The organism is Streptomyces hygroscopicus subsp. hygroscopicus, from assembly GCF_001553455.1.
Taxonomy (GTDB): domain Bacteria; phylum Actinomycetota; class Actinomycetes; order Streptomycetales; family Streptomycetaceae; genus Streptomyces; species Streptomyces hygroscopicus.
Map to the genome: position 1 here is coordinate 1 of NZ_BBOX01000227.1, position 12,562 is coordinate 12,562.

Here is a 12,562-nt window from a genome sequence, read left to right on the forward strand (position 1 = left end):
GGCCCCTGGGCGGCCCGTGGGGTCAGGGGAGGTGGGGGGCGATCTCGTTCGCCGCCTCGGGGCCGTACGCCTTGCCGAAGCGCTCGGTGAAGTGGCCCCGGCGCAGCTCGTACTCCTGGGTGCCGACCGTCTCGATGACCAGCGTCGCCAGCATGCAGCCGAGCTGGGCGGCGCGCTCGAGCGGGAGTTTCCAGGACAGACCGGCGAGGAAGCCCGCGCGGAAGGCATCGCCGACGCCGGTCGGATCGGCCTTCCGCTCCTCCTCCGCACAGCCGACGACGATGGGCTCCTCGCCCTCGCGGTCGATCCGCACGCCCTGCGCCCCCAGCGTGGTGACCCGGGTGCCGACCTTGGCGAGGATCTGCTCCGCGGTCCAGCCGGTCTTGGTCTCGATCAGCGCGGCCTCGTACTCATTGGTGAAGAGGTACTCGGCGCCGCCGATCAGCAGCCGGATGTCCTCGCCCTCCATACGGGCGAGCTGCTGGGAGGGGTCGGCGGCGAACGGGATGCCGCGCGAACGGCACTCCTCGGTGTGGCGGATCATCGCCTCCGGGTCGTCGGCGCTGATCAGGACGAGGTCGAGACCGCCGACCCGCTCCGCGATCGGCTGCAGCTCGATCTGGCGGGCCTCGCTCATGGCTCCGGTGTAGAAGGAGGCGATCTGGTTGTGGTCGGTGTCCGTGGTGCAGACGAAGCGCGCGGTGTGCTGGACCTCGGAGATGTGGACGGACGCGGTGTCCACACCGTGCCGGTCCAGCCAGGCGCGGTAGTCGGCGAAGTCCTCACCGGCCGCGCCGACCAGGATCGGATTCAGGCCCAGTGCGCCCATGCCGAAACAGATGTTCGGGGCGACTCCGCCGCGGCGGACTTCGAGGGTGTCGACCAGGAAGGAGAGGGAGACCGTATGCAGCTGATCGGCGACCAGCTGATCGGCGAAGCGGCCGGGGAAGGTCATCAGATGGTCGGTGGCGATGGAGCCGGTTACGGCGATACGCACGGGATTCGCTCCTGCGAGGGCGGCGAGATCGGACCCTTCACGCTATCCGCTTCTTCCTGTTCCATACGAACGGAAGAAACGACCCTAGTGCTTTTTCGCCAGTACCTCGCCGCATACGGCGCTCGACGCGGGGTACGTGTCGGCGACCCACGGACCGGGAGACCGCATGCCTCAGCACCTCGCCCCCGCCCTTCCCGCCACCGGGGCCATCGAACCCGAGCACCTTCCGGAGCTGCGCGGCGACGGTGCGCGGATGGCCCCGCACTGGGCGGTCACCGTACCGGCCGGGCCCGCGCCCGTTTCCCCGGTCTCCCCCTCCCGTATCCGGGGGATCACCGTGCCCCCGGCGTCGGCCGATCTGCTGGCCGGTATGTCGGATTACGGAGACTGAAGGAACCGGTCGCGCCGCGGCTCCGTCTCATCGGCATCTCCTCGCGAGGGATGGGACCGTAGAACGTGAGCGGAGCCGAAGGAGCGAAACGGTGAGCACCGAGGACACCGACACCCCGCAGACCCCCGACGACGACACTCCCCGACCGCGCCGGCGCACGCCGCTGGCCGTCGTTTCAGTGGCGGCCGCGGTGCTGGTAGCCGGTGGTGGCGGCGCCTACTGGGCCTCCACCGCGGCGGACGGCGGCACCCGTGGGCCGGGCGCGGCGGGCGAGGACGGAGCGCCGAAGCCCCTCGCGCTGGACGCCTACGCCTCCCCGAGCGGAGAGCGGGACGGGAACGAGGGCATCGCGCCCGGTGAACCCGATCCACGCGGCGGGCGCTATGTGATCAAGGGTGAGCTGCCGGACGGGCCCGAGGAGGCGCCGGTCTATCTCAGCGACCCGAAGGTCACCAAAGCCGACGTGGCGCGGCTGGCGAAGGCGCTGGACGTGTCCGGCAGCCCCCGCGCCGACCACGGGTACTGGAAGGTCGGCGGCACCAAGGACGCGGGCGGCCCGACGCTGCGAGTGAGCCGGACCGGGCCGGGCAGCTGGTCGTACGCGCGCTACGGGGCGCCGGGCGGCACGTCCTGCGTCCACCCGGACGGGAAGGCGCCGGACCGGGGCGCGCGGACCGACAAGGGCGATCAGGCCGACGGAGGCGATCGGGCCGGTAAGGGCGACAAGAGCTGCCCCTCCTACCGCGACGGCGACAAGCGCGGCGAGGGCGGCGCGGACGAGGGCGGCGACAAGGCCGTGTCCGAGGAGAAGGCCGAGCGCGCCGCCGAGCCGGTGCTGAAGGCGCTCGGACTGCCGGACGCGAAGCTCGACGCGCGGAGCCGCTACGGCGCCGTGCGGATGGTGAACGCGGACCCGACGGTGGGCGGTCTGCCAACCCACGGCTGGGGGACCAGTCTCCAGGTCGGCGCCGACGGCCAGCTGGTCGGCGGCAGCGGAACGCTGTCGATGCCCAAGAAGGGCGACAGCTATCCGCTGCTCGGCGCGGAACAGGCGCTGCGGCGGCTCAACACCACCACGGCGGCCAAGGACGGCGGCTCCGGGAAGGTGACGGTGCGCAAGGCGACCTTCGGCCTCGCCTCCCACCTGGTCGACGGCCGGCGGGCGCTGGTGCCGTCGTGGATCTTCGAGACCGAGCCGACCGGGACCAACCGGGTGGCGGTCACCGTCCCCTACCCCGCGGTGAAGCCGGAGTTCATCAAGAGGGCCGAGGAGCCGGGGCACTCCCCGTCCACCCCGCCGGGCGAGGGGGACGGGACGTCCAAGCCCGATGACATCAGCTCGTACCGCGTGGACGGCAAGACCCTGACGGTGCGCTTCTGGGGTGGTGTCTGCAACACCTACTCGGCCTCCGCGAAGGAGACGTCGGAGCGGGTGACGCTGGAGCTCAGGAGCAAGCCGACCCATCCGGGCCGGGCCTGCATCCTCGTCGCCAAGGAGATGGAGACGAAGGTGACGCTGAAGGAGCCGCTGGACGGCCGGAAGGTGGTGGACGGGTCCACCGGTGAGACGGTGCCGCGGCGGAAGTAGCGCCGCGCGGCACGCGGAAGGGGGCGGGCCCGTGGGCCCGCCCCCTTCCCGTTGCGCCGCTTCCCGCCGTGCCGGGGCTCAGCTGAAGGAGTCGCCGCAGGCGCAGGAGCCCGTGGCGTTCGGGTTGTCGATGGTGAAGCCCTGCTTCTCGATGGTGTCGACGAAGTCGATCGAGGCACCGCCCAGGTACGGGGCGCTCATGCGGTCGGTCACAACCTTGACGCCGCCGAAGTCCTTGACGACGTCGCCGTCGAGCGAGCGCTCGTCGAAGAAGAGCTGGTAGCGCAGGCCGGAGCAGCCGCCGGGCTGGACGGCGACGCGCAGCGCGAGGTCGTCGCGGCCCTCCTGCTCCAGCAGGCTCTTGACCTTCGACGCGGCGGCGTCGGACAGGATGATGCCCTCGCTCGCGGTGGTCTCGTCCTGAACGGTCATCTGCTTCTCTCCCGGGTCGTACGGACTGCTTGCCGTTGTGACTAACCAACGGCGTCCCGGATTCATTCCGGGCTCAGCGCTTGTCTCCTGTGTCCTTCATGCTCGCACACGGGTCGGCGCACCGGAATGCGTCACATCGACACAATGCCCATCGTCAAAGTGACGTGAAGCGGCTATGATAGATAACGTCATTCTGACGATTAGGGTTCCCAGCGAAGAAAGAAGGGTGCGTGACGTGACCACCGCCCAACCCCTCGACGTGCAGCCGACCCCGCTCGCCCTGCTGCTTCTCGGCCGGGAGGCCGACCCGCGGAGCGAGCGCGGCGTGGAGTGTCCGGGAGACCTTCCGGCGCCCTCCGACCCGGATCTGGTGGCGCGCGCCCGCGCGGCCAAGGAGAAGCTCGGGGACAAGGTCTTCGTCCTCGGCCACCACTACCAGCGCGACGAGGTCATCGAGTTCGCTGATGTCACCGGGGACTCCTTCAAGCTCGCCCGGGACGCGGCGGCCCGGCCGGACGCCGAGTACATCGTCTTCTGCGGTGTGCACTTCATGGCCGAGTCCGCCGACATCCTGACCAACGACGACCAGCAGGTCGTCCTCCCCGATCTGGCGGCCGGCTGCTCGATGGCCGACATGGCCACGGCCGAGCAGGTCGCCGAGTGCTGGGAGGTGCTGACCGAGGCGGGCGTGGCCGATGTGACGGTGCCCGTCTCGTACATGAACTCCTCCGCCGACATCAAGGCGTTCACCGGTCGGCACGGCGGCACGATCTGCACCTCGTCCAATGCCCAGCGGGCCCTGGAGTGGGCGTTCCGGCAGGGCGAGAAGGTGCTGTTCCTGCCCGATCAGCACCTGGGGCGCAATACGGCGGTCCGCGACCTGGGCATGTCGCTGGAGGACTGCGTCGTCTACAACCCGCACAAGCCGAACGGCGGCCTCACTCCCGAGCAGCTGCGCGCCGCGACGATGATCCTGTGGCGCGGCCACTGCTCGGTGCACGGCCGCTTCTCGCTGGACTCGGTCAACGAGGTGCGCGAGCGGATACCGGACGTGAACGTGCTGGTGCACCCCGAGTGCAAGCACGAGGTCGTGGCGGCGGCGGACTACGTGGGCTCGACCGAGTACATCATCAAGGCCCTGGAGGCCGCCCCGGCCGGTTCGAAGTGGGCGGTCGGCACGGAGCTGAACCTCGTGCGGCGCCTGGCCCATCGTTTCGCCGGCCAGGGCAAGGAGGTCGTCTTCCTCGACAAGACGGTCTGCTTCTGCTCGACCATGAACCGGATCGATCTGCCGCATCTGGTCTGGGCGCTGGAGTCGCTGGTGGCCGGCAAGGTGGTCAACCGCATCCAGGTCGACAAGGAGACGGAGCACTTCGCCAAGCTGGCCCTGGAGCGGATGCTGGCGCTGCCGTAGCCCCGGCTCCGGCCGGCGTCCGGGGCGCGCCCGATGGGCGCGTCCCGGCCCGGGCCGTTCCCCGGTCCGATCCGTTCCCCGGCCCCGGCTGTTCCCCGGCCGGGCCGGGCACCGGACCGCGCCCCGGCGGCCTCCGTTCAGTGGCCCGCGCGGACCAGCCCCGTCTCGTAGGCGATCACCACCAGCTGGGCGCGGTCGCGGGCGCCCAGCTTGGCCATCGCGCGGTTGACATGCGTCTTGACCGTGAGCGGGCTGACCTCCAGCCGGGCGGCGATCTCGTCGTTGGACAGCCCGCCGCCCACCTGGACCAGGACCTCGCGCTCGCGGACCGTGAGGGCGTCCAGCCGCGCGGAGTCGTAGCCGCCCTCCCGGTCGTCCCGGTCGCTCTGGGCCAGGAAGCGGGCGATCAGCCCCTTGGTCGCGGCCGGGGACAGCAGTGCCTCGCCGGCCGCCGCGATACGGATCGCCGAGAGCAGCTCATCGGGTTCGGCGCCCTTGCCGAGGAAGCCGCTGGCCCCCGCCCGCAGCGAGTCCACCACGTACTCGTCGACCTCGAAGGTGGTCAGCATGACCACCCGTACGTTCCCGAGCCGCGGATCCTCGGTGATCATGCGGGTCGCGGCCAGTCCGTCCGTACCGGGCATCCGGATGTCCATCAGGACGACGTCGGCGCCCTCCGTACGGGCGATCTCCACCGCCTCCGCCCCGTCGGACGCCTCCCCCACCACCTCCATGTCCGGTTCGGAGTCCACCAGGACGCGGAACGCGCTGCGCAGCAGCGCCTGATCGTCCGCGAGCAACACCTTGATCGTCATGAATCCCCTCCACGCAGCTGCAGAGGAAGTGTCACCCGCACCCGGAAGCCGCCCCCGGGCAGGGGTCCCGCCTCGCACCTGCCGCGCAGCGCGCTCACCCGCTCACGCATCCCGAGCAGTCCGTGCCCGCCGCCTCCCCGCTCCTCCCCGGGTGCCGCACCGTCCGCCGGAGGGTCCCCGGGCGCGTCCCCGCCGTCCGGCGCCTCGGGCTGTCCGGGCCCCTCGGACCCCCCGTCGTCCTCGACCGTGATCTCCAGGGCGCCACCGGCGCGGGCGATGCGGATCCCGGCCGTGGCCCCGGGCCCGGCGTGCTTGTGCACATTGGTCAGCGCCTCCTGGACCACCCGGTAGGCCGTGAGGTCCACCGAGCCCGGCAGCGGGCCCAGCGCCTCCGGTGGCTCCGTGCGGACCTCCACCCGCATCCCGGCCCGGACGAAGCCGTCCACGAGCTGGTCCAGGACGGCGAGGCCGGGGGCCGGTTCGGTGGGGGCGGCGGGGTCGCCGTACTGCCGCAGCAGACCGACCGTGGCACGCAGCTCGTCCAGCGCCGAGCGGCTGGCCTGCCGTACGTGGGCAAGCGCCTCCTTGGCCTGGTCCGGGCGGCTGTCCATGACATGGGAGGCGACCCCGGCCTGGACGTTGACCAGCGCGATGTGGTGCGCCACGACATCGTGCAGCTCACGGGCGATCCGCAGCCGCTCCTCGGCGACCCGGCGGCGCGCCTCCTCCTCACGGCTCCGCTCGGCCCGCACCGCCCGCTCCTCGATGGCGGCGACAAAGGCGCGGCGGCTGCGCACCGCGTCGCCGACGGCCGCGGCCAGCCCGGTCCAGGCGAAGAGCCCCCAGTTCTCCTGCGAGTACCAGGGATTGAGCCCGAAGAGCATCCCGGCCCCGGTGAGCAGCGCGGCGGTGGCGGCGCCGAGCCGCCAGGTGGTGGGGCGGTCGGTGCGCGCCGCGACGGTGTAGAGCGCCACCACGACCCCGAACACGATCGAGGTACGCGGCGGGCCCACGTCATTGGTGACGATCTCGACGAGGGTGAGGGCGACGGTGAAGGCGAGCACCCAGCGCGGCAGATCGCGGCGGAAGACCAGCGCGGCGGCGACGAGCACGGCCAGTACGACGAAGAACGGGCCCAGCGGCTGAGCACGCAGATGCGGACGGGCCACCGCCCCGATCAGGATCATCGCCAGGACCCCCGTCGCCACCAGGGTGTCCAGGGCACGGGGGTGGGCACACAGCCAGCGGTGCGGACGGGCCAGACCCGGCCCGACGGCGAGGGGAGTCACGGCATCCAACGGTAAGGGCCGCGGCGGGGCCGCCCGGCCTCCCGGGCGGCCCGTGCCCGGCCGGGGAAGGGGGCACGACGTGTGCTGGACCGCGGTCCGGGAGTGCGGGACCGCGGTCCGGGAGTGCGCCGCACTAGCCCGGAATGAGACCGTCGTCCTTGAGCATCGCCTTGACTTCCTCAAGGGTCGCGTCGGCGGCGGGGAGGATCAGCTCGGACGGCTGGAGCTCGTCGTCGGGCAGCGGCTCACCGGCCGAGCGCACCGCGCCCAGCAACGCGCCCAGCGTCCTTCGGAAACCCTCGTGGTCGCCACCCTCGATCTCGGTGAGCAGCTCGTCGTCCAGCCTGTTCAGTCCGGGCAGATGGCTGTCCGCCACCCGCACCTGGCCCTCCCCCATGATCCGTACGATCATGACGACCTCCTTGGAGACCTCGCCCAGGCGGGGGCGCGGGCTACTGCTTGTCGAACTTGTTCTGGGTCTGGGACTGCCGCCCCTGCTCCTGGTTGCCGCCCTCGATCGCCTGCTGCGGGCTGCCGCCGGCCAGCTCGGCCTTCATCCGCTGCAGCTCCAGCTCCACGTCCGTCCCGCCGGAGATCCGGTCGAGCTCGGCCGCGATGTCGTCCTTGGCCATCCCGGACTGGTCGTCGAGGGCGCCAGAGGCCAGCAGCTCGTCGATCGCGCCGGCGCGCGCCTGCATCTGGGCGGTCTTGTCCTCGGCACGCTGGATCGCCATGCCGACGTCGCCCATCTCCTCGGAGATGCCGGAGAACGCCTCGCCGATCCGGGTCTGCGCCTGGGCCGCCGTGTAGGTGGCCTTGATGGTCTCCTTGCGCGTGCGGAAGGCATCGACCTTGGCCTGGAGCCGCTGGGCGGCCAGGGTCAGCTTCTCCTCCTCGCCCTGCAGCGTCTGGTGCTGGGTCTCCAGATCGGTGACCTGCTGCTGCAGCGCGGCGCGCCGGGACAGCGCCTCGCGGGCCAGGTCCTCCCGGCCGAGCGCGAGCGCCTTGCGCCCCTGGTCCTCCAGCTTGGCGGACTGCCCCTGCAACTGGTTGAGCTGCAGCTCCAGGCGCTTGCGCGAGGTCGCCACGTCCGCGACACCGCGCCGTACCTTCTGGAGCAGCTCAAGCTGCTTCTGGTACGAGTAGTCAAGGGTCTCGCGCGGGTCCTCGGCCCGGTCCAGGGCCTTGTTGGCCTTCGCGCGGAAAATCATTCCCATACGCTTCATGACACCGCTCATGGGCCTCGCGCGCCCCCTTCTGACGGACGTGTGCTCCGGCACTCCAATAGACCCAGCCTACGGGGCCCACTTCCATTACCGCACTGTTCGCACCCGCTCGCGCTCCTCCTGCAGGACGATCAGGTGCCGCGCGTCTCCGGCGAAAGGAGGAGTGCGCACCCTGTGTCCCGATACGGCCGGACCGAACCGGACCGAAGTTGCCGGATCGTTCCCCCTGAGGCTGGGGCGCACACCCCGCAACCCGTACCCTTGGGCTTTGTGTTCCGAAGCCGTTCCAAGGATGAGCAGGCCGCCACCACCAAGGTGACCGCGGACCAGCCGCAGCAGCCCCGTGACCCGCAGGCGCCCAAGGGCCGCCCCACTCCCAAGCGGAGCGAGGCCCAGGCGCAGCGCCGCAGCCTGGCGAAGACGCCGGCCAACCGCAAGGAGGCCACGAAGCGTGCGCGCGAGGCCCGCCGCGCCGACCTGGCCAAGCAGCGCGAGGCGCTGGCCGGGGGCGACGAGCGGTACCTGCCGGCCCGCGACAAGGGCCCGGTGCGGCGCTTCGCCCGCGACTTCGTGGACTCGCGGTTCTCGGTCGCGGAGTACTTCCTGCCGCTCGCGGTGGTCATCCTGGTCCTGAGCATGATCCGGGCCGGCACCATGCAGAGCTATGTGCTGCTGCTGTGGATGGTCGTCATCGTCCTGATCGTGGTCAACTCGATCATCACCGGCTTCCAGCTCAAGCGTCAGCTGCGCCAGCGCTTCCCCGACGAGAACCGGCGCGGCGCGGTGGCGTACGCCCTGATGCGTACCCTTCAGATGCGCCGGCTGCGGCTGCCCAAGCCGCAGGTCAAGCGCGGAGAGCGGCCCTGAGCGGCCAACCCTCCGGCTTCGCCGGCGGGGCGGGCGGCTGGCTGAGCCGCCTCGGCTCCCTGAGGAACACCCTCCGGCAGGCGCTGGTCGCCCACCAGCTGGATGAGCAGATCACCGCCCGCTTCCCGGTGGGACAGCGGCTGCGGGTGCTCGACGTGGGCGTCGGCCAGGGCACCCAGGCCCTGCGGCTGGCCCGCGCGGGCCATGAGGTGACCGGTCTGGAGTCGGACGCCACCATGCTGGAGACGGCCCGTACCGCGCTCGCCGACGAGCCCGAGGGCATCCGCGGACGGGTACGCCTGATCGAGGGCGACGGCCGGGAGACCGGGGCGCACTTCCTCCCGGGCACCTTCGATGTGGTGCTGTGCCACGGGGTGCTGATGTACGTGCCCGAACCGGATCCGCTGCTCGCCGGGCTCGCCCGGGTGCTGGCCCCGGGCGGTCTGCTCTCCCTGCTGGTGCGCAACGGCGACGCGCTGGCGATGCGGCCGGGGCTGGCCGGGGACTGGGACACGGCGCTGACCGCCTTCGACTCCCCCTCGTACTCCAACCGGCTCGGGCTGCGGGTACGCGCCGACCGGCGCGAGAAGCTGACCTCGACCCTCACCGCGATCGGCGCGCCGCTCCGGGCCTGGTACGGGGTGCGGGTCTTCACCGACCTCGCCCCGGACGACGCGGAGCCGCCCGGCTCCCCGGAGTGGGAGCGGCTGCTGGCGGCCGAGGAGCGGGCCGGCCGCACCGACCCGTACCGTGCGGTGGCGGCACTGCTGCACCTGTGCGGGGTGCGTGGCTGACTGCGTGTGTGGGGTGCGCGGCTGCTTGCACGTGCGGGATGCGTGGCGGACCGCCTGTGCGGGGTGCGCGGCCAACCACCCATGCGGGATGCACGGCTGACTGCGCGTGCGGAGTGCGCGGCCGACCACCCATGCGGGGTGGCGGCGGACACCGCCACCCCGGTAGCGCCCGCGTCCGGCACGGGCATCGGCGCGAGCGCGGGCGCTATCGGCCGCGCGCATGTTCAGCCGCGGTGCTGCTCGGCGCACGCACGGGCGCGCACGTTTTGCTCAGTGCACGGGCAGGCACATCCTGCTCGGTGCACCGGCGCTTACTTCCTGCTCAGCGCACGGGTGCACACATCCTGCCGTACGCACGGGCGCGCACGCCTGCTCGGCGCACCGGCGCGCACGTCCCGTTCGGACACGTGCGCCACGCCGCGCTGACGCCGGCTCGGCGCACGTCTCCGACCCGGCGCACGCGTCCGATTCGGCACCCACGTCTTGCCCCGCGCGCACCTCTTACCCCCGGTACGCCCCTCTTGCTGAAGCGCACTTCTTGCTGGGGCGTGCCTCTTGTCCGGCGCCCGTTGTGCTACTCGGCGCGCAGGCTCATCGGGCCGTAGATCTTCGTACTGTCCTCGAAGAGCGTCACCTGTTCCGCCCCTCCTTCGAGGAGGGCCCGCCACTCCTCACCGATCCACGACTCCGCGTCCCCCTGGGTCGGGAACTCCTCCGGCTGTACCGCGGGCTTCGTCTCCGTCCCGTCGGACTTCTCGAACCGCCATGTCCACGCCATATCCAGCCTCCTCCATCCCGCCGGCCCACAGGTAATACCCGCCGGCCCACAGCTGATGTCTGCCCGCAGCCTAAGTGACTGATCACTCCGTACGGGGTGGCCCCGCGCGACCCGGGGGACCGGACGCGAGACGATCAGGGCGTGGAACTCACTCTTCTGGGCACCGGAGCCCCCGACGGGCTGCCGCGCCACGGCTGTCCCTGCGCCTCCTGTGCCGCCGCCGTCGGCGAGGAGGCGCGGGCCGCCACCTCACTGCTGGTCGACGGCGCGCTGCTGATCGACCTCACCCCGGGGGCCGCGTTCGCCGCCGCACGGGCCGGCTACTCGCTGGTCGGCGTGCGCCAGGTGCTGCTCTCGCATCCGCACGCGGGCCCGGCCGTCGAGTTCCCGGCCGGGCTGCCGGCTCCCGTGCGGGTGCCGGACGGCCGCCGGCTGTCCCTGATCAGCGGCCACCGGGTGCGGGCGGTCGCGCTGGACTCCCCCGGCACCGGTTACGAGGTCACCGGCCCCGACGGCACCCGGCTGCTGTACCTCCCGCCGGGCGGCGCCCCCGCCGGTCTCCCGGACCCGGCCGAGCCGTACGACATGGCGCTGCTCGATGTGCTGGGCCGTCCCGACGCTCTGGCCGCCCTCCGCGCCTCGGGCGCCGTGGGCGCCACCACCGACGTCCTGGCCGTGCACCTGGACCACACCGCCCCGCCCGGCCGGGAGTTGCACCGCCGGCTGGCGACGGCGGGCGCGCGGGCGGTGCCGGACGGGCAGACGCTGATCGTCGGCGAGTACCACGCGGTGCCGGACCTGCCGCGCCGCACGCTGGTGCTGGGCGGCGCCCGGTCCGGCAAGTCCCTCGAGGCGGAACGGCGGCTGGCCGCGTTCCCCGACGTGCTGTACGTCGCCACGGGCGGCACCCGCGACGGCGACCCGGAGTGGGCCGCCCGCGTCAAGGCCCACCGCGAGCGCCGCCCCGGGTCCTGGCGCACGACCGAGACCTGCGATCTGGCACCGCTGCTCGCCGAGGAGGGTCCGCCGCTGCTCATCGACTGCCTGGCGCTGTGGCTCACCGACGCGATGGACTCCGTGGGCGCCTGGGACGACGACACCTGGGCGCACGGCGGTGAACAGGCCCTCCGTGAGCGGGTGTCCGCCCTCGTCGCGGCGGTCCGCGCCACCAGCCGTACGGTGGTGGCGGTGAGCAACGAGGTCGGCTCGGGTGTCGTCCCCGCGACCGCCTCCGGCCGCCGCTTCCGCGATGAACTGGGCCGACTGAACGCGGCGTTCGCCGACGAGTGCGAGCATGTGCTCCTGGTCGTGGCCGGTCAGCCGCTGCCGCTGCGCGGCTGACCGTGAGCCGGAGCCTGTGCGTCCTGACCTGCGAGGGGCTGACCCGAACCGGACTCCGTGAGGGGCTGGCCCGGACCGGACCCGCGAGGGGCTGACCCGGACCGGACCTGAGAGGGGCTGACCCGGATCGAGGCTGGGGCCCGGTGGCCCGAGCCGCAGTCCGGCGGTCCGTGCGGAGCCCGAGACGGCCCGACCGGGCCCCGGGCCGGGGGCCGACCCAGGGCCGGGGGCCGGGGGGCCGGGGGCCCGGTCCGGGGGCCAGGGTCCCGGCTTGGGGGCCAGAGTCCCGGCTTGGGGCCGGGTGTGCGGGGGCCGGGTGTGCGGGGTGTCCCGGCTGACACGGCGTGTCCGGGTGACACCCAACCTCATGGCGGTCCGCGAGTCCGGGTATACGGAGCAGTCCGGGTATCCGGAGCAGTCCGACCAGGTCGGGAGGGGCGTCCCGGGTGACACGAATCGGGACCCGGGGGCGCGGAGGTGCTCGGCTCGGTCGGGTGCGGCTTTCGTCTCGCGCCTTCGGCGCGATTGAGCAGCGGAGCAGGGGGGCGGGAGCGCGGCGCCGCCGCCGGGCGCCAGGTCGGTGGAAGTGGCCGCCGGTAGCGGCTTCTCGCGGCGTCGGCCAAGGTCCCT

13 protein-coding genes are annotated in these 12,562 nt (G+C 72.6%); 6 read left to right on the forward strand and 7 right to left on the reverse strand.

From position 1 onward, the window contains the following. Positions 1–22: 22 nt before the first annotated feature. Positions 23–997, reverse strand: a complete 975-nt coding sequence (locus AXW62_RS22930) for a carbohydrate kinase family protein (RefSeq protein WP_060946174.1) — start codon at positions 995–997, stop codon at positions 23–25. 166 nt (positions 998–1,163) lie between these two features. Here AXW62_RS22930 and AXW62_RS22935 point away from each other — a divergent pair, with 166 nt between their 5' ends. Then, positions 1,164–1,388, forward strand: a complete 225-nt coding sequence (locus tag AXW62_RS22935; protein ID WP_030838828.1) for a hypothetical protein — start codon at positions 1,164–1,166, stop codon at positions 1,386–1,388. 91 nt (positions 1,389–1,479) lie between these two features. Next, entirely contained in the window at positions 1,480–2,976 is a 1,497-nt protein-coding gene (locus tag AXW62_RS22940) for a hypothetical protein (RefSeq protein WP_060946175.1), read from the forward strand. A 78-nt stretch (positions 2,977–3,054) separates the two neighbouring features. On the opposite strand, the gene AXW62_RS22945 is transcribed toward AXW62_RS22940, so the two are convergent. Beyond that, a complete protein-coding gene (locus AXW62_RS22945) occupies positions 3,055–3,408 on the reverse strand; it encodes a HesB/IscA family protein (protein WP_020871998.1) in 354 nt (117 codons plus the stop codon). A 235-nt stretch (positions 3,409–3,643) separates the two neighbouring features. On the opposite strand from AXW62_RS22945, the gene nadA reads away from it, so the two are divergent. Beyond that, on the forward strand, positions 3,644–4,822 hold the full coding sequence (nadA, locus tag AXW62_RS22950; protein WP_060946176.1) for a quinolinate synthase NadA: 1,179 nt from the start codon (positions 3,644–3,646) through the stop codon (positions 4,820–4,822). A 137-nt stretch (positions 4,823–4,959) separates the two neighbouring features. On the opposite strand, the gene AXW62_RS22955 is transcribed toward nadA, so the two are convergent. From AXW62_RS22955 to AXW62_RS22970, 4 genes are all read right to left on the reverse strand, one after another. Next, positions 4,960–5,637: a response regulator gene (locus tag AXW62_RS22955; protein WP_030838817.1), complete on the reverse strand. Its 678-nt coding sequence runs from the start codon at positions 5,635–5,637 to the stop codon at positions 4,960–4,962. Beyond that, positions 5,634–6,935, reverse strand: a complete 1,302-nt coding sequence (locus tag AXW62_RS22960; protein ID WP_102885073.1) for a sensor histidine kinase — start codon at positions 6,933–6,935, stop codon at positions 5,634–5,636. Before AXW62_RS22960 ends, AXW62_RS22955 begins: the two co-directional genes overlap by 4 nt. Positions 6,936–7,059: 124 nt before the next feature. Then, positions 7,060–7,338 carry a PspA-associated protein PspAA gene (gene pspAA / locus AXW62_RS22965; protein WP_030838811.1) on the reverse strand — a complete coding sequence of 93 codons (279 nt, stop codon included), beginning with the start codon at positions 7,336–7,338 and terminating at the stop codon, positions 7,060–7,062. Between the two features lie 40 nt (positions 7,339–7,378). Then, positions 7,379–8,164, reverse strand: coding sequence for a PspA/IM30 family protein (locus AXW62_RS22970; protein ID WP_078962229.1), 786 nt, complete (start codon positions 8,162–8,164; stop codon positions 7,379–7,381). 258 nt (positions 8,165–8,422) lie between these two features. Between AXW62_RS22970 and AXW62_RS22975 the strand changes: the two genes are divergently transcribed. Next, entirely contained in the window at positions 8,423–9,019 is a 597-nt protein-coding gene (locus tag AXW62_RS22975) for a DUF3043 domain-containing protein (protein WP_030838795.1), read from the forward strand. A gap of 83 nt (positions 9,020–9,102) precedes the next feature. After that, positions 9,103–9,813: a class I SAM-dependent methyltransferase gene (locus AXW62_RS22980; RefSeq protein WP_060946178.1), complete on the forward strand. Its 711-nt coding sequence runs from the start codon at positions 9,103–9,105 to the stop codon at positions 9,811–9,813. Positions 9,814–10,387: 574 nt separating this feature from the next. On the opposite strand, the gene AXW62_RS22985 is transcribed toward AXW62_RS22980, so the two are convergent. Then, positions 10,388–10,591, reverse strand: coding sequence for a hypothetical protein (locus AXW62_RS22985; RefSeq protein ID WP_030838788.1), 204 nt, complete (start codon positions 10,589–10,591; stop codon positions 10,388–10,390). Between the two features lie 141 nt (positions 10,592–10,732). Here AXW62_RS22985 and AXW62_RS22990 point away from each other — a divergent pair, with 141 nt between their 5' ends. After that, entirely contained in the window at positions 10,733–11,932 is a 1,200-nt protein-coding gene (locus tag AXW62_RS22990) for a bifunctional adenosylcobinamide kinase/adenosylcobinamide-phosphate guanylyltransferase (protein WP_030838785.1), read from the forward strand. The last annotated feature ends 630 nt before the right edge of the window (positions 11,933–12,562 follow it).

Bases quoted from the DNA above. Each gene is read 5' to 3' on its own strand.
- AXW62_RS22935 (WP_030838828.1), top strand. From the start codon at position 1,164: ATGCCTCAGCACCTCGCCCCCGCCCTTCCCGCCACCGGGGCCATCGAA.
- AXW62_RS22945 (WP_020871998.1), bottom strand. From the start codon at position 3,408: ATGACCGTTCAGGACGAGACCACCGCGAGCGAGGGCATCATCCTGTCC.
- AXW62_RS22955 (WP_030838817.1), bottom strand. From the start codon at position 5,637: ATGACGATCAAGGTGTTGCTCGCGGACGATCAGGCGCTGCTGCGCAGC.
- pspAA (WP_030838811.1), bottom strand. From the start codon at position 7,338: ATGATCGTACGGATCATGGGGGAGGGCCAGGTGCGGGTGGCGGACAGC.
- AXW62_RS22970 (WP_078962229.1), bottom strand. From the start codon at position 8,164: ATGAGCGGTGTCATGAAGCGTATGGGAATGATTTTCCGCGCGAAGGCC.
- AXW62_RS22985 (WP_030838788.1), bottom strand. From the start codon at position 10,591: ATGGCGTGGACATGGCGGTTCGAGAAGTCCGACGGGACGGAGACGAAG.